The 16,942-nt window shown below is 71.3% G+C and carries 13 protein-coding genes; 8 read left to right on the plus strand and 5 right to left on the minus strand.

The genetic code is table 11. From position 1 onward, the window contains the following. Positions 1 to 4: 4 nt before the first annotated feature. Complete coding sequence (locus tag ACFWVC_RS20270) at positions 5 to 2,800, minus strand: FtsX-like permease family protein (RefSeq protein ID WP_384287479.1); 2,796 nt, start codon at positions 2,798 to 2,800, stop codon at positions 5 to 7. A 1-nt stretch (position 2,801) separates the two neighbouring features. Beyond that, entirely contained in the window at positions 2,802 to 6,137 is a 3,336-nt protein-coding gene (locus ACFWVC_RS20275) for an FtsX-like permease family protein (protein WP_384287481.1), read from the minus strand. A gap of 341 nt (positions 6,138 to 6,478) precedes the next feature. Here ACFWVC_RS20275 and ACFWVC_RS20280 point away from each other — a divergent pair, with 341 nt between their 5' ends. The 6 genes from ACFWVC_RS20280 (at position 6,479) to ACFWVC_RS20305 (ending at position 12,169) form a co-directional block, all read left to right on the plus strand. Further along, a complete protein-coding gene (locus ACFWVC_RS20280) occupies positions 6,479 to 7,183 on the plus strand; it encodes an ABC transporter ATP-binding protein (protein ID WP_384287712.1) in 705 nt (234 codons plus the stop codon). Between the two features lie 394 nt (positions 7,184 to 7,577). Further along, the gene (locus tag ACFWVC_RS20285) at positions 7,578 to 7,970 is read left to right on the plus strand and encodes a hypothetical protein (RefSeq protein ID WP_384287483.1); all 393 of its coding nucleotides are present in this window, start codon (positions 7,578 to 7,580) and stop codon (positions 7,968 to 7,970) included. Positions 7,971 to 8,173: 203 nt separating this feature from the next. Further along, positions 8,174 to 8,746, plus strand: coding sequence for a dihydrofolate reductase family protein (locus ACFWVC_RS20290; protein ID WP_384287485.1), 573 nt, complete (start codon positions 8,174 to 8,176; stop codon positions 8,744 to 8,746). A 185-nt stretch (positions 8,747 to 8,931) separates the two neighbouring features. Beyond that, positions 8,932 to 9,693 carry a hypothetical protein gene (locus ACFWVC_RS20295; protein WP_384287488.1) on the plus strand — a complete coding sequence of 254 codons (762 nt, stop codon included), beginning with the start codon at positions 8,932 to 8,934 and terminating at the stop codon, positions 9,691 to 9,693. A gap of 108 nt (positions 9,694 to 9,801) precedes the next feature. Next, on the plus strand, positions 9,802 to 11,235 hold the full coding sequence (locus tag ACFWVC_RS20300; protein WP_384287490.1) for an aldehyde dehydrogenase family protein: 1,434 nt from the start codon (positions 9,802 to 9,804) through the stop codon (positions 11,233 to 11,235). Positions 11,236 to 11,350: 115 nt separating this feature from the next. Next, positions 11,351 to 12,169, plus strand: a complete 819-nt coding sequence (locus ACFWVC_RS20305) for a siderophore-interacting protein (RefSeq protein ID WP_384287492.1) — start codon at positions 11,351 to 11,353, stop codon at positions 12,167 to 12,169. 9 nt (positions 12,170 to 12,178) lie between these two features. Here ACFWVC_RS20305 and ACFWVC_RS20310 read toward each other — a convergent pair whose 3' ends face one another. Together ACFWVC_RS20310 and ACFWVC_RS20315 are read right to left on the minus strand one after the other, a co-directional pair. Then, positions 12,179 to 12,664 carry a cupin domain-containing protein gene (locus tag ACFWVC_RS20310; protein ID WP_384287494.1) on the minus strand — a complete coding sequence of 162 codons (486 nt, stop codon included), beginning with the start codon at positions 12,662 to 12,664 and terminating at the stop codon, positions 12,179 to 12,181. 25 nt (positions 12,665 to 12,689) lie between these two features. After that, positions 12,690 to 13,709: a hypothetical protein gene (locus ACFWVC_RS20315; protein WP_384287496.1), complete on the minus strand. Its 1,020-nt coding sequence runs from the start codon at positions 13,707 to 13,709 to the stop codon at positions 12,690 to 12,692. 435 nt (positions 13,710 to 14,144) lie between these two features. On the opposite strand from ACFWVC_RS20315, the gene ACFWVC_RS20320 reads away from it, so the two are divergent. Then, entirely contained in the window at positions 14,145 to 15,500 is a 1,356-nt protein-coding gene (locus ACFWVC_RS20320) for a lamin tail domain-containing protein (RefSeq protein ID WP_384287714.1), read from the plus strand. Positions 15,501 to 15,636: 136 nt separating this feature from the next. Here the strand turns inward: ACFWVC_RS20320 and ACFWVC_RS20325 are convergent, their stop codons facing one another. Continuing rightward, the gene (locus ACFWVC_RS20325) at positions 15,637 to 16,386 is read right to left on the minus strand and encodes an SDR family NAD(P)-dependent oxidoreductase (protein ID WP_384287498.1); all 750 of its coding nucleotides are present in this window, start codon (positions 16,384 to 16,386) and stop codon (positions 15,637 to 15,639) included. Between the two features lie 206 nt (positions 16,387 to 16,592). Between ACFWVC_RS20325 and ACFWVC_RS20330 the strand changes: the two genes are divergently transcribed. After that, complete coding sequence (locus ACFWVC_RS20330; protein WP_384287501.1) at positions 16,593 to 16,934, plus strand: ArsR/SmtB family transcription factor; 342 nt, start codon at positions 16,593 to 16,595, stop codon at positions 16,932 to 16,934. Positions 16,935 to 16,942 lie beyond the last annotated feature (8 nt).

Below are 16,942 nucleotides of genomic sequence, written 5' to 3' on the forward strand. Positions count from 1 at the left end.
TCGGTCATGCTCGGTCCCCGATCCGCAGTTCCGTTCCTTCGCCGCGTCGCCCGGTGGCCCATGCCTGCACTGCCAGGACCGCGCAGGCCAGCGCGACGAGCGCGGCCGACGGCAGGAGCAGGGAGACGGGGTCGGTACGCAGCACCGCTGCCGAGACGTCGGTGGCGGGTGTACTAGTGCTGAAGGCCAGTGCCGTCAGGTCGACGCCCGGCCGCAGCAGCGGCACGGTGGCGACGCTGACCAGGATGCCGCCGACCGCGCCGAGCAGGACCTGCGGCAGCATCTCCAGCACCGCCAGGGTCTGCCGCTGCCGGCCGGTCATGCCCATGGTGCGCAGCCGGGCGAGCAGGGCCCGCCGCTGCGGCGCGTTGTGCATCAAGGAGAGCAGCAGCGCCAGCACGCTGTAACCGGCACCGGCCGCCACCGCCGCCAGATACACACCGCGCGCACCGGACTGCAGCGCCGTCGTGCTGCCGTAAGCGGTCCGCTCCTCCGAGCGGAGCAGGACCTGGACGTCGCGTGCCCCGGCACCGCGGACGGCCGCGCGCAGGGCCTTTCCGTCGATGTGTTCGCCGCTGATCAGGAGTGTCAGTGGACGCGTGGCCGAGGACACCGCACCCGGATGAGCGCGGTGCACGGACGCCTCGGAGACGATGACGAACTCACGGCCCGCGACGGCCGGTGTCTCCGGCACGGTGGCCGCAACACGGACGTCGAGGGCGCTCGCCGCGGTGTAGACGGTCGTCGTGCCGTGCCCGATCTGCCGGGCCAGTCGTGGTGAGGCGATGACCGGGGCCGGGCCGCGGCCCGGGTCGGCCAGTGCCGCGGCCGGGAACGAGGTCCCCACGCCGGTGTCCCGGGTGAGGCGCGCGTAGCGTCCGGGATCGACGATGAGGACGTCGTACCTGGTATTCGTCGCCTGGAGTATCTGCCCCGTCTCGACGCGTACGCCCAAGGTGTCGCGCACGCCGGGGACCCGGCGGACGCGGGCGTCCAGCCCCTCCGGGAGAGCCAGGCCCACGGTGGACTGCACCCGGGCGTCCGCCCCCACCTTGACGACCGCCGCGTGATCGCGTCCGCTCTCGACGCCGGCGAGGACCGAGCCCCCGAAGGACGTCACCGTCAGGGCGATCAGCACGGCCAGCAGCGGCAGTGCCGCGGTCGAGGGGGCGCGGCCCGCCCGGGCCACACCGATCTGCAGCACCGCACCGTTCAGGCGGGCGGCGGGACGGCCCAGGAGCCGTACGGGCAGCGGGTACACGCGCAGCAGCACCAGCGCGGCGATCAACGCCAGGAGGACCGGTGCCGCGGCCGTGAGCACATCGGCGCCGCCCTCGGCGGTGCCCCGCTGGCGCAGTGCGACCACCGCGCCCGCCACGATGACGGCGACCGTCAGCTCGGCCACGGTCCTGCGCCGCGACGGCCGGACCGCGATCAGGTCCTCGCGCTGTTCCAGCCGCGGCCTGCGGGCGGCGGCCAGCGCCCGTAGCGGCATGGCGAAGGTGGCCACGGCAGCGACGAAGGCTGCCGCGACCGCGGACGGCGCGGAGCGCTCGACCGGGAAGAGCAGCAGCGCGAGTCCCAGTCCGAGGGCCGCCGGCGGCACCGCGACCAGCGCGCTCTCGCCGATCAGCCGGGCGGCCAGATCCGGCAGGGCGATGCCCCGGGCGCGCAGAAGCGTCAACTCCGGCCGGCGGCGCGTCACCTGAAGGCCGGCGGCCATCAGGAGCACCACGGCGGCGACGGTGCCGACACCGACCGCGGCCACCAGGATCAGCGGCTGGGACGCGGCACGCTCACGCAGGAAGGGCGTCAGCAGGCCGGCCAGGCCCTCCTCCTCGACGGTCAGACCAGGCTGCTGGATCAGCTCCTGCAGCCGGGCGGCGTCAGGGCCCGCGTTGAGCGCGGAGATCCGGTCACGGGCCGCGGGGACGTCACGCGCGGTGAACGCCGCGATGTCGGCCGGGTGGTACCAGTACACCTGCGCGCCGTCGTGGAGACCGAGCAGGGCAGCCGTGGCGTCCGGGGAGATCAGCGCGGTGAAGTGCCAGTAGAACTTCGGGTCGGCGTCGGGCCTCGGGCGCACGGTGATCAACGTCGGCGCGCGCAGGTCGGGTCCGGCGTCCCAGTAGGCGTTTTCCGGGGACCGGGGCGACACGATTCCGGTGACCCGGACGGTCAGGTCGGAGCCGAACGAGTCCTGGAGGTGGATTGCCGAACCCGGATGCAGCCGCATGACCTTGGCGGTGCGGTCGGTGACGGCCGCCTCGACGACAGAGGTGTCCTCGGCGCTGTCATAGCCGGGCCCGGGCAGCCGTCCCGAGACGATCCGGGTACGGCCGGCGAGGTCCGCCTGCGCGAACAGCGTGGCCTGCGGATTCAGGCTCTTGGAGGGGCGCGGCAGGCCGGGGTCGACGGCCGGGGTGGCGTCGGCGCTGCGCACACCGTAGACGGTCTGGGTCTTGTCCAGCGCGAGCGGCTTCCGGACGACCTGTTGGAACGCTCCCTCGGTCCTGGCGACCGCCTGCGGGGTGATCAGTTCCTCGGCGCCGTTCGGAACGGACAGCCGCGACACGCCCAGCGACATCGTGACACTGCGGCCGGCCAGTGGCGCCTGCCGGAGCGTGTCGCGCAACGCGTCGTTCTCGTACCCGTCCACGGCGCGCGGCAGCACCGCCGCCAGGAACGCCGTCACCAGCACCAACGCGGCCAGGGCCGCGGCACCGCCGGGGGCGGCCCGCAACCGGGCGCGGATCCAGGACACGTCGCCGTGACCGAGTGGACTCAGCGGTTCGGTCATGTCACTCCCCTCCTTGACGACGCAGCGCCTGGACCGTGTCGGTCGACCTCAGCGCCATCAGCGCCACCACCAGCAGCGGCACCACGGCCACGACGGCCAGCAGTTGAAGGACCGACCCGGACGGCAACTCCACCCGCACCGACGGCACCGGACTGTCCGCCCCTGAGGTCAGGACGATCAGCGGCACCACCAGCCGGGTCAGTACGGCGCCCAGCACCGTCCCCACCGCGACCGCGACCAGCACCAGCAGACCCTGCTCGGCAGCCACCACCCGGGCCAGCGAACGCCGCGGCGCACCCAGCGCGGCCAGGATGGCGGTCTCCTCCGCCCGCTCCCGCATCGCACCGATCGCCGCCACCGCGAAGCCGACGGCCGCCAGCACCGTCGCCGCCACCACCGCGGCGGGCAACGCCGACAGGGGACCTGCGCCGAGCGGGTCGCTCCGCAGCTCGGCCCGTTCCTCGTCGCGGGCCAGGACCGAGGTGATGTCGCCACGGGCCCGCAGTCCGGACGCCACACGGGAACCGGCGCCCGGATCGGTCGCGATCCACCACTCGCCCGGCTGCCACGCGCCCTGGTCGCGGGCGGCCAGCGCGCGGTTCACCGTCCGCAGGTCCAGCAGGAGCGCACCGCCGTCGGTGTCGGCCGACACCGCGCCGGTGGTGGGCAGCGCCCGTAGCGCTCCGGCGATGCGGACGGTCAGTTTCACACCCCGCACATCGACGCTCACCTCGTCGCCCACGCGTGCGTCGACCGCCCGCAGGAACGCGTCGGTGACCACCGCGGGCACATCGCCCTTGAACGCGCTGCCGGCGCTCAGACCCACCGTGGCACCGTTGGATCCGTTCGGAAAATCGTCCGCGTAGGCCAGCGACCCGGTGTCGTAGCCCACGGTCAAGGGAGTGCGGTGATCGGAGCGCGGCGTCTGCGCCCACGTTGTCGGGCTGCCTGCCGTGTCGTCGGCGTCGGGTGCCTCGGTCCGTGTGCGGGCACTCCACGCAGCACCGTCGGGCACGGGCACCGCCTTCGTGGCTCCGTCCGCGGCCACGGCGGTCAGTGTCGTGAGCGAGAGCCGGTGGTGCTCGTTCTCGCCGGGTAGGAGGAAGTCGGCCTCGAGACCGTTGAGGCGCAGCGGTCCGGCCGGTCCGGTGCCGGGTGCCCGGCCGGCCTCACCGGCGAAGTCCGCCTCCAGCACGTGCCGCCGTCCGTCCGCGGGAAGGTCGCCCAGCGCAAAGGTGTAAGGCGTTCCGTAGCGGTCGACGAAAGTCGCCGATATGCGGTCGGTGCGGCTGCTCGTGGTCGCTCGCCCATAGCCGTCCACGGCCTCCAAGCTCATGGTCATCCGAAGCCGGGCCGCGTCCCTGGGCAGCACGAACCCTTGTGCTCCGGCATGGGCCTCCCGCTCTGGCCGCAGGCTCCGCAGTACGGTCGCCAGAGGTCTGTCCGCCAGATCCTCGCGCAGCCGCATCACACCGGCCGCCGTCCCGGCGTCCACGGCGAGCACGGTCGCCTCGCGGTCCCCGGGAAGCGGCACCGACGAACGGCCCGCGGGCGTCACAGCGGTGACACCGCGTATGCCGTCGTACACCCCGCCCTGTCCGAAGGGCGGGGTGGACGTCCCGGTCACGCGGACGTCCGCGCCCACCGCGAAGTCCGCCTGGTCGCTCTGCGAACGCGTCCAGCTCGCGCTCTCCCCGATGGCGAAGATGCTGATCGACATGGCGAAGACCAGCAACAGCGCGGGCGTGGTCCCGCGTCCGGCCCGCCGGGAGAGCTGCCAGCCGGCCAGCGCCGCCGCCAGACCCCGGACCCTGGCCGCGCGCCGCTCGCCGATCCGGGCGGCCACAGGCAGCAGGCGCAGGGTGAGCACGGCGCCCGCGAGCAGGCACAACGCCGGCGCGACCACCAGGACCGGATCCACACCCAGGGCCCCGCCGCTGTCAGCCGTGAGCACGCCCGATCCGCCGGCTCGGCGGGAGAGCTGCCAGAACGCCAGGACTGCCACGACCAGCAGGCCGATGTCGGCCCCGGCGCGCACTGGGCCGGGCAGCGCCCGCCGGCCGTCGCCTGCCGCCTGCTCACCCGCGTACGACCCTGGGCGCCTCAGCGACGGTGCCAGCACGATGAAGGCGCAGACGGCCGCGGTCAGAACGGCCACCCACCAGACGTCGGAAGAGGCCGTGTTCAGCGTCACCCCGGCGCGGGCCAAGGCCCCGTGCGCGGCCAACTGGCGCACCATCGCTCCGGCCAGCAGCGGCGCCGCAACGGCGGCGGGCACCGCGAGGAGAAGCGCCTCGGTCGTGGCGAGCCCGGCGACACGGGCGCGGGAGCCTCCGCGGGCACGCAGCCACGCGGTCTCCCCTGAGCGTTCGGCCGCCAGCAGTCCGGAGACCAGGAACAGCGCCAGCCCGGCCAGCAGCCCCAGTTGCAGCGCGACGACGAGCAGCGTGGAACGGCTCACGAACAGGGTCCGGTTCAGTTCGTCCAGCAGATCCGGCAGCTCGCTGGTCGCCACGACCTCGCCGTCCGGCCCCAGATGGCCAATGCGCGTCACCGCCTGCCGGACGCCCGCACCGAGACCGTCCATGCGCGCCGTGGTGATGGTGGCGAAATCCGCGCGTCCTTGCCAGACGACCTCGGCCGCCGGAACACGGCCCGGCGCAAAGGCGGCCGGATCGACGAGCATCGGCCCGTACGTGGTGAACGACAGGGTCTGCGTCCCCCGGCCGGCCAGCGGGTCCAGCCGCCAGTAGGAGGACTCCGGGTCGGTCGGCCGGTAGGTACCGGTGAGCCGCACCTTCAAGGTCCCGCCGCCGAGCCGGTCGGCCAGCGTGACCCCGTCGCCCGGCCGCAACTTCAGCGCGGCGGCCGCCGACTCGGGCAGGGCCACCGGAACGGGCCCCTCCCCCGGTGGTGGCCCGGGAAGGGCACCGGAGACGACCGTCACCCGCGACGGGTCCAGCGTGGCGAGCACGGTCAAATCCGGGTTGCCCGAGTCCGGCGCGCCCGGTGGCCGCAGGCTCGGCGGTAGACCGTATGCGCCGGAACGGGTGCTCCTGGCCACGGTCACCGGCAACCCGTCGAACGCGCCGGTGACGGCCTTGCTTACCGCGTCGTCCACGTCCGGACGGTCGTCGCCCTTGGCGTCCTTGGTCACCTCGACGAGCGTCCGGCCGGACGACGGGTCCTGCAGCGCGCGCCGCAGTCCCGCGTCACCGACCGACGCACCGAAGGCCGCTAGCGCCGCCACCGTGCACGTCGTCAGCACGATGGACAGCAAGGCGGCGCCAAGGAGCAGCCGGTGGGCGCGCAGCCGCAGCAGTACAAACCTCGGCAACTGTCCCCAACCCTTGTCTTCCGCAACCGCGGAAGCGACTTCGGCTCCGTTCACTGCGCCGGCAGTGTGGTTGCTGCGGAGATCCGGACGGTACGGCCACAAGTCGCAGCGCGCGTAACGAGCGACGCCCCAGCAGTCCGTTCGGATGCGGGGTGATCATCTCATTGGAACGCACTCTTGCCAATGATTGCCGTGAAATCCCACTGTGCCCATCATCACGTTGCGATATGCAGTCACGCTGTAGCTGCCCTTGTGAGCTCTTGAATAGGGTGACCGCCATGAGTAGCGGACTGCTGGACCGACAGGGAGAGCCGGCCGGGGGCGGCACGGTTTCCGACGCGATGGTCGTCGTCGAGGACCTGGTGCGCACCTACGGCAGCGGGGACACGGCCGTGCACGCGGTGCGGGGTGTGTCGTTCAGCGTGGCGCGTGGCGAACTCGTCGCCCTGAAGGGGCGTTCGGGGTCCGGCAAGACGACGCTGCTCAATCTCATCGGCGGGCTGGACCGGCCGGACTCCGGCACCGTCCGCATCGACGGCACCGAACTCGCCGGGCTCGGCGAACGCGAACTGCTCGCCCTGCGCCGGGACCGCATCGGCTTCGTCTTCCAGTCCTTCGGCCTGCTGCCGATCCTCACCGCCGCCGAGAACGTCGGGGTTCCGCTGCGGCTGCGCAAGGCCGACCGCACCGAACGTGAGGAACGCGTCGACCTCCTGCTCACCCTCGTCGGCCTGGAAGGGCACGCCGCCCAGCGCCCCGGAGAGCTCTCCGGCGGCCAGCAGCAGCGCGTGGCCATCGCCCGCGCCCTGGCCAACCGGCCGGCCCTGATCATCGCCGACGAACCGACCGGCCAGCTCGACGCCGACACCGGTCGTGCCGTCATGGAGCTCCTGCGCGCCGTCGTGCGCAGCGAGGGCGTCGCCGCCCTCGTCGCCACCCACGACCCCGGGCTCCTCGCCCTCGCCGACCGCGTCATCGAACTCCGCGACGGCTCCCTCCTGGACGACGTGGACGACGCACCGGCCGGCGAAGGCCCCTCGGCCTGACCATGTGGCGGGCGCGGGCGCGAACGCCTGGCCTCAGCCGGCTCGGCTCACCTCAGGTGACCTCAGGTGAATTCACACGCAACAGGCGTCACACAACCGGTGACGCCGTTCGCGGATTGCCGGCCTCGGCGGCCTCGGACGCCGGCTCCGCCACCACAGGGGCCCGGGGCATTCCGCGCTCCTGAGCCGCGGGCGGCGCTTTCCCCGACGCGGGTGTCATCACACGACGTTGGGAACGTGTGAACGCCTTTGCCCGATCGGCCGTGTCCGATGTCACGGACGGCCGCGCCATCCGGTCTACAGGATAGGGGACAAAACATACGATCTCGGCACACCCGGATGGGAGTTCATCACCCCGGTGCGGTCGCTGGATTCAGAAGGGAGATGAGAGGCCATGCTGCTGGAGATGACCGGACGCGACCTTCCCCTGGACACCTTCGCGAACAGCCCCGACGTCGAGGCAGGGTCTCGTACCCCGTGCCACGCCTTCGGTGAGGGCCCTTCCCCTCAGGCGGACCGCACACAGACCCGCGAACCCACCCACGACCACGACAAGTGGCTCGTGGGGTTGCAGACCCGGACCCCGGGCCCGCGCGACATCTGGCTGTTCTACATCGTGGACGAGGCGTTCGACGCCGACCACGCGGTGTACCTGGCACTGGTCCGCGCCAACAGCGCGCCGGAGCGTGCCGCCCGGGACGGGGCCCTCATCAGAGGCAGGGGCGTGGAGGTGCACCAGATCCACCGGGATTCGCTCGGGCACCTTTCCCTGGTGCGCTGCGCCTGACCCCTCCCCCCTGAACCACCTGTACCCCCCGCGCAGCCCTCGGCGCCCAGCGGTCCGCACCGCTGAGCGCCGGGGGCTGTCGCATGCGCACCCCCGCTACCGACAACTTCCCCATCCTTGACAATTATTTTTGTCGGTCGCATCCTGGGACCGGAACGGAACGGTCACACCACACACCTCCAGGACACCGAGGAAACCGACTCATGCGCACTGTCATCAGCACGGCTTTCATCTCGCTCGACGGCGTCGTGGAGGCGCCCGGCGGCGAGCCCGGCTACCGGAACTCCGGATGGACCTTCAAGGAGGTCGCGTTCGTCCCCGAGGCGTTCGAGATCAAGGGACGGGAACAACTGGAGTCAACCGCGATCCTGATGGGCCGGGTCAGCTACGAGGCGTTCAGCACGGTCTGGCCGGCCATGGAGGAGTTCGCGCACTACAAGACGCTGCCGAAGTACGTCGTCTCGACCACCCTCACCGAGGACCGGCTGGTCTCCGACTGGGGCGAGACCACCATCCTGCGCTCCCTCGACGAGGTCGCCGCGCTCAAGGAGTCCGACGGCGGCCCGATCATCGTCCACGGCAGCGCCACCCTGAACCACGGCCTCTCGGACGCGGGCCTGATCGACCGCTACCACCTGCTCGTCTACCCGCTGCTGCTCGGCGCCGGCAAGCGCCTGTTCAGCACCACGGACAAGGACACGCAGAAGCTGAAGCCGGTCGAGCACGAGGTCTACAGCAACGGCGTGCAGAAGCAGGTCTTCGACGTCGTCCGCTGAGGACGCTCCGCGCATCCCGCTCCGCCACGCCCCGCCCCGCCCCGCCCCGCCCCGCCCCGCCCCGCCCCGCCCGCGAGGGCGTGGGTGCCAACGCGGGCCACAGGAAGCCTCCTTGCCTCTTGATCACCGCCGCAAGAGACTGGTGTCCTTCGGATTTCGGTGTGGAACGGCGGGGGAGACGAGCGATGACCACGACGAGAATCGGCGCCGTCCAGGGGGCGGACGGACCGCCGCCGCCCGCGGCGAAGGTCGGCCGGAGTCTGCTGGTGGGGGCGGTGCTGGTCGTTTCGTCCCTGGCCGCCGCGCTGATCTGCCACTTCCTCTTCAGTACCGTGCTGCCCGACCAGCGCACCCGGTACCGGGAGTACCAGGCGGCCGACACGTGCCCGGCCCGCACCGAGATACCGAGGTGGGAGGACTGCCTGCGGAAGGTCGCCTTCACCGTCGAGAGCACCCGGAACGCCGCCAAGGACAAGAAGGCGACCCTGCTCGGTCCGGAGCCCTTCCCGAGAACGACCGTGTACTTCGGCAACGGGGGGCCGGTCCTGAGCGAGCTTCAGCGGGGGGACCGGGTCACCGGCACCGTCTGGCGCGGCGTCGTCGTGGTGATCGCCGACAGAGACGGTCGGCAGAACTCCAGCGACGCCCCTCGCGACGAACTCCAGGCGACAGCCGCCGCCGGCACGTTGGCGGGGCTGCTGGCGGCGCTGGGTCTGACCTTCGGTGCGGTGCGTCTGGCGAGGCCGCGCGACCCCGGACCCTTCACCTGGCGCCCGTTCGGCAAGTGGCTGCTCATCGTCTCGGCGGCCGCCTGCGTCGTCGTCGGTCTGATCACCGTGTGGACGGGCCTGCCGTGGCCACTCGTGCCCGCCGTCTGCGGGACGGTCGTCGCGGGTACGGCGTACTTCCTCCACCGGGACCTGCGGCTCGGACGGGTCGGCCCGTAGGACAGGGCACGCATCGCGCGCCACAGGTTCGAACCCCCGAGGTGTGGCGGCCGTCACGGGACAGGTCGTCCCTGGTTGCCGATCATGCGTCCCTGTTTCCTGAGGCGTATGAACGACTCGACGCAACACCCCTTCCCCGCTCCCGCCCACTGGATCGACGGACGTGCCGTGCCCACGGACGGACCGTTCCTCGACGTGGTCGACCCCGCCACCGGCGCGGTCGTCGCGACGGTCCCGCAGGGCACCCCCGAGGACGTCGACCGCGCGGTGGAGGCCGCCACGGCGGCCTTCCCCGGATGGGCGGCCACGGCGCCCGAGGAACGTGCGGCAGTGCTCAAGCGTGTGGCCGAGGGCATGCAGGCACGCACCGAGGAGATCGCGGCGACGATCACGGCCGAGATCGGCGTTCCGATCTCGTTCTCGCGCATGGCGCAGGCCGCGTTCCCGGTCGTCGCGACCACCGCGAGCATCACCGTCGCTGAGGACTTCCCCTGGACGGAGGAGATCGCCAACTCCCTGATCGTGCGGGAGCCGATCGGCGTGGTGGGCGCCATCACTCCCTGGAACTTCCCGCTGCAGCAGCTGGTCACCAAGGTGGTCCCCGCGCTGCTGGCGGGCAACAGCGTGGTGCTCAAGCCCTCCGAGATCGCGCCGCTCACAGCCATGATCTTCGCGGAGATCGCCGCCGGGGCCGGCCTTCCCCCGGGTGTCCTCAACGTCGTGCACGGCACGGGACCCGTCGTCGGTGAGGCCATCGCCTCGCACGCCGGCATCGACATGGTGTCCTTCACCGGCTCCACGGCGGCCGGAAAGCGCTTGTCGGCCGTCGCCTCCGGAACCGTCAAGCGCGTCGCCCTGGAACTCGGAGGCAAGGCGGCCCACATCATCCTTCCGGACGCCGACGTCAAGGGCGCCGTCCTCCGCGGCCTCGGCTACGCCTGGAGCAACGCGGGTCAGGCGTGCGGCGCCTGGACCCGCATGCTCGTTCCGGCGGAACTGCACGACGAAGTCGTCGAGTTGCTGCGCGAGGCCGCCGCCGCATACACGGTGGGTGATCCCGCCGACGAGAGCACCCGGATCGGCCCGCTGGCCTCCGAGCTCCAACGGCAGCGCGTGGAGGCCTACATAGAGCGCGGCATCGCCGACGGTGCCACCCTGGTGTTCGGCGGGCCGGGGCGCCCGGAGGGTCTGGAGACCGGCGCCTACGTCAGGCCGACCGTCTTCGGACACGTCGACCCGGATTCGGTCATCGCGCAGGAGGAGATCTTCGGCCCGGTCCTCGTCGTCATCCCGTACACCGACGACGATCACGCCGTGACGATCGCCAACAGCACCATCTACGGCCTCAGCGCCTCGGTCGCGGGCGAGCCCGAGCACGCGCTGGCCGTCGCCCGCCGCATCCGCGCGGGCCAGGTCGACGTCAACGGGGCGCAGCACAACTTCCTGGCGCCCTTCGGCGGCTACAAGCAGTCGGGCAACGGACGCGAGATGGGCCGGGCCGGCCTTGAGGAGTTCCTGGAGACCAAGGCCATCACCCGCTGACCGCGGCGTCATTCCCGCCTCGCATCGCGGTGTCACGATCACCGCGATGCGGGGCCGGCATCGTTCGGGGCGCGGGGCCATGGGCCCGGGAATGAACTTAGGCTAGCCTTCCCTCATGGCGAAGATCCCGCGGCTCCCACCGAAGAACCCCCGGCTGTTCCGCGCCGAGGTCGTCCGCACCGAGCGGATCTCCCCCTCCATCCACCGCGTGACCGCCACCGGCCCGGATCTCGCCGAGTTCCCGTGGATGGGCTACGACCACTGGTTCCGCCTCTTCATCACACTGCCCCACCAATCCACCCTGCGCATGCCGGAGTTCACCGGCGCCCGGTGGTGGTACCCGTATCTCGCCATCCCCGAGGTCGAACGTCCGCACTGCGCGAACTACACCGTGGCCGGCCACCGCCCCGAAGCCGCCGAAATGGACATCGACTTCGTCGTCCACCGCCTGCCGACCGGTGAGGTCGAAGGCCGCGCCGCGATCTGGGCCTGCGCCGCCCGCCCCGGCGACGAACTGGCCATGCTCGACCAGGGCATCACGTTCGACTGCCCGGAAGACGCGTCCGAGGTGATCGTCGTGGCCGACGAGAGCGGGCTGCCCGCGATCACCGGGATCCTGCGCTCCCTCCCCCGCCACACCGTCGGCCGGCTCATCCAGGAAGTCCCCACCGCAGGCGACCGGCGCGACCTCGACGCCCCGGCCGCGATGACCGTCACCTGGGTCGTCCGCGACGACGCGCACGCCGTACCCGGCCACGCCGCACTCGGCGAACTCCGCAGGCACACCACCGTCGACACCGCCGCCTACGCCTTCATCGTCGGCGAATCCGGCCTCTCCACCAAGGGCCGCAGACACCTGCACCGCGCCGGCCTCCCCAAAGACCGCATCACCTTCACAGGCTTCTGGAAGCACGAGGTCCGCCAACCGGCCTGAGCACGTACCTCAGTCGACGAAATACTGGTCGTGCCGGTCGAAGAACTCGGCGCGCTCCCCCTCCGTCGCGTCGCCCAGCTTCGACACCTTCTCGAAGAACTCCTCACGCGGTGCGCCCGGCGTGAAGAGCAGCAGCATCTCGGCCGGGGTGTCGGAGTCGTTGCGGAAGGCGTGCAGCCCGCCCTGCGGAACGTGGAGGAAGTCACCCTCCCGCGCGTCGACCCACGCCTCTCCGTTGAACAGCCGAACCGTTCCGTTGAGGATGAAGAAGGACTCCGAGATGGTCCGGTGGTAGTGCGTCTTGGGGCCACCCGACTTCGCCGCCAGCATGACCCGGTAGAGGCCGAACTCACCGTGTGTGAGGTCGGTCGACGCGAGGTAGCGGATGGCCATGCCGCGCCCCGTTTCACCGACATCCGGCGCGGGGTCGGCCGGCAGGAAGTGCGCGTTGACCTCGCCTCCGTCGCCGAAGTACACCTGCTTCGGGTACGACATGCGAACCATCCCCTCGCCGCCGGGCTCAGCAGTATCCGTTGTGCAGGAAGCGTCGCTGGGAGGGCTGTCCGATGTCCAGCCTGATCTCGACGGCGCTCGGCAGCTGGTCGAACCTCGCGTTCGGGACGATGAACTCCCGTCCGGTGTACCTCTGCTGTACCGACTGCTTCCACGCGGGCCTGCAGACGAAGGGGTTCGCGTAGGTGTTGTAGCCGATCCCGACCCCGGTGTTGAGGAATCCCGCGTCCTGGCACTGGTAGAGCACGCCGCGCAGGGCGGCGGCGTTCCCGGGGCCCCGGTACCGCTCGGCGAAGTTCCGGAAGCAGGACTTGGACTCACCGGTGTCGTACGGAGAGGGTCCGGCGGCGGCGATCGCGTCGAGGAAGGAGCGGTTGCATCCGATCCTCGCCGAGAAGTCCTTGCCGTCGAGCAGTGCGGACCTGCGGCAGCCGGTCACGGTCTGGAACGCGCCGACGACGTCCTCGCGAGGGGCGAGCCGGGAGTAGTCGTAGGCGAGCTGGACCTGGCCCCGGAGCGGGTACGCCCCCGTATTGCCGAACTCCTCGTCGAGCAGGCGGAACCACGTCTCGAAGGCCGGCACCTGGGCCCGGACGCCGGGCGGCAGCGTGTAGACCTCGAGATCGGTCTCGGTGGACCAGGTTTCCAGGCCCGGGTATCCGACGTACGACAGGATGCCGATGCCGACCTTCTCCGGGCGGTTTCCGTACAGCTTGCGCAGCTTCAGATAGCGCTCGAGATTCGTGTTGGATCCTGCCCACGCGTACCAGAAGCCTGGGGCGTACAGCGTGGTGTCGCCGCGGGCGTGGGTGGTGGCGAACAACGACGGCGAGACGCAGCGGACTTGCCGGGCGTCCCAAGCGGCCTTGTACTCGGCCGGCGTGGCGACGCAGCCGGACGGAGCACCCGCCCCCGTGGACCGGGTTTCCGGCAGTGCGCCGGGCGCGCTCGCGAGGACGAGGGCACAGGCCGCGAGGACGGCGAACGGGCCCGCGGCCCGGCCGGCCCTCGGATGCTTGAGGCCCATGGGTTCTCCCTGAAGTCGGTGAGGGGGCGCCCGCAGAGGCGGACCCGGAGGTTCTTGATCTGCTGCGATCAGTCTTGGGAGCAGGGCGGCTCCGGGCCACTCGGATGAGCCAACCGGCGCACCGGCCCCGGCGCCCACCGCCCGGGCCTGACGGAGAGTGGGGGCGGGACACACGAACCCCTCTGAGGCGGGCGCCGCGGCCCCCCACGCAACGGTCGCGCCCGGCCGTGCGGACCCCAATACCGCCATCCCGCACGCCAGTTGTCCCACCGTTCACAAGGCACTCGTCTCTCGGACGGCGCCCGTTCGGTCCCCGTCGGAAGTCTCACTCCGGCCTGTCAGAACGACCCCAGGACGGACTTCGTGATCGCATCACGTACGCCCCGGCGACGCCGCAACCTGCGCCGCCTCCTCGTCGGCCTCGCCGGCCCGGCGATGGTGGCCGGCACACTGGTCGCCTCCCCCGCCCACGCGGCCCCCGCCGACGACATCCGGATCAACGAGGTCGTGACCACCGGAGACGTCAACGACTCGATCGAGCTGTACAACAAGGGCACCGGCACCGTCGACATCTCGGGCTGGATCCTCAAGGACGACAACAAGAGCTCGAAGTACAAGATCGCGTCCGGGACGACACTGGCACCCGGCGGGTTCCGCGCCTTCGACGTGCACGACGCGTTCGGCCTGGGCTCCGACGACCAGGCGCGCCTGTACCTCGCCGACGGCAGCACGCTGGTCGACAGCTTCAGCTGGGACGACCACTCCGATCCGTCGTGGTCGCGCTGCCCCAACGGCACCGGCGCGTTCGGTGAGGCCGAACTGACCCTCGGCGCCGCTAACGACTGCGGCACCGGCGGGGGCGGCGGCACCTCTCCGGTGGCCTGGCCGGGCAGCGGCTCGGTGGCCACCGCCGACGCCTCGAACGTATTCGGTTCGGACCTGAGCGGTCTGTACCAGGAGGGCGGCGTCCTGTGGGGAGCCCAGAACTCCGGGAAGCTGTGGCGACTGGTCCCGAACGGCTCCGGCGGCTGGAAGCCCGACACCGCGAACGGCTGGACCTCCGGCAAGACGCTCCGCTTCCCGGGTGGCTCCGGCACCCCTGACAGCGAGGGCGTCACCGTCACCGGCGCCGGTTCCACGGGCGGCGTGTTCGTCGCGAGCGAGCGCAACGGCGACTCGTCCGGCACGAGCCGCCTCTCCGTTCTCCGCTACGACGTCAGTGGCACGGCCACGTCGCTGACCGCAACGAAGGAGTGGAACCTGACCTCCGGTCTGCCCTCCGTCGGTTCCAATCTCGGCTTCGAGGCGATCACCTGGGTCCCGGACGCCACTCTGACCGCCTCCGGGTTCAAGGACGAGTCGACCGGCGCGGCCTACGACCCGAACCGGTTCGCCGCGCACTCGGGCGGGGTGTTCTTCGTCGGTGTCGAGGGCACCGGCATGATCTACGGCTACGTCCTCCAGGACGCGGGCACCTTCACCCGCGTGGCGTCCGTCAGCAGCGGGATGGCCGGCGTCATGGACCTGCAGTGGGAGCCGCAGGCCTCCCGCTTGTGGGTCGTCTGCGACGACACCTGCAGCGGCCAGCACCGGACCATGGGGATCAACACCTCCGGGGCCTTCGCCACGACGGCGGTCTACAACCGTCCCAGCGGCATGGCCAACATCAACAACGAGGGCTTCTCGGTGGCCCCGGCCGGTGAGTGCGTCTCGGGCTCCAAGCCCGTCTACTGGGCCGACGACAGCAACACCAGCGGTCATGCGCTCCGCAAGGGCACCATCACCTGCTGAGCATCACCTGGTGACGCCGGTCGACGCCCACTGGCCGGCTGATCGCACGACACAACCGCGGGCCCTGCTCCTCCCGGGCAGGGCCCGCGGTGCTGTTCCGAACAGGTCCGCCCGGCGGCGGACACGTCTTCGGGGATCAGACCTGAGCCTGCCCGTGGTCGACCGGCAGGTTCACCCCGTTGATCCCGCTCGCGTCGTCCGAGGCAAGGAAGGTGACGGCCGCCGCCACTTCCCTGGGCATGACATTGCGCCCACCGGGCATCGCGGTCGCAAGCATGGCGAAGAACTCCTCGACGTCTCCCCCGCCGACGAGCCGCGCGAGGCCCGGAGTCTCGGTGACACCGGGGCTGACGGCGTTCACCCGGATCTTGCGCGGAGCCAGCTCCTGCATCCAGGAGCGAACGAGATTTCGGCCCGCCGCCTTGGTGGCCGCGTACACGCTGCGTCCCGAGCCGCCCTTGGCCTCGTCGACGGATGAGGTCACCACAATGGTTCCGCCCTCTGCCAGCAGAGGCAGAGCCTTCTCCACGGTGAAGATCAGCCCTCTGAGATTGATGTCGAGATGGCGGTCGACATGATCCTCGGTCAGCGAACCCAAGCCTGCGCCCTCGGCTATCGCCGCGTTCGCGAACAGGACGTCGATGCGGCCATGCCTCTCGGCCACCTGCTCGTACAGGCTGTCCAGATCGGCTGGACGTGCGACGTCGGCCCGGACTCCCAGCGCTTTTCCGCCGAGTCGCGCGACGGCGTCGTCGAGCACCTGCTGTCGGCGGCCGACGAGGACGACGGCCGCTCCTTCGGCCACGAACCGCTCGGCCGTGGCGAGTCCGATGCCCGTGGTTCCTCCGGTGATGACGGCGACACGGCCGTCGAGCACTCCCGGCACGCTGACTCCTTCTTTCCTCGGTTGATGTCCGCATGAGGACTCCGAAGCCGGCCACGCGCCGCGCGGGGGCGTGCCCGGCCGGCGGGACGTGATCCCGGCGTGTGAATCGACCTCGGGGGGGGGTGAGCCGCCCGCCTCGGCCGTGGTCGCAACCCTCGCATGATTTCGAGGATTGTCAAATTCTAAAATCGTTGTAGTGTGGGGTGATGCGAGGCCTGAACCACCCCACCCGCGACTCGATCACCCTGACGACCGTGCTTGCCGCCCTGTCGGACCCCGTCCGGCTCGACGTGGTACGCCAGCTGGCCGCGTCGGGTGGCGTGGTGTGCGGGCAGTTCGACGCACTGGAGCAGGTGAGCATGTCGACGCTGTCCCATCACCTGAAGGTGCTGCGCGAAGCCGGAGTGATCCGCGTCGAGCGCCGTGGAAGCTTTCGGCAGCACGAGCTGCGCCACGACGACCTCGAAGAGTTGTTCCCCGGTGTGCTCCGAGGGGTCGTGGCCACCTTCGGGTTGTCGCTTCCCGACCTCGCACAGACCACCCGCTGACCGACCGG

Source organism: Streptomyces sp. NPDC058691, assembly GCF_042714775.1.
Classification (GTDB): domain Bacteria; phylum Actinomycetota; class Actinomycetes; order Streptomycetales; family Streptomycetaceae; genus Actinacidiphila.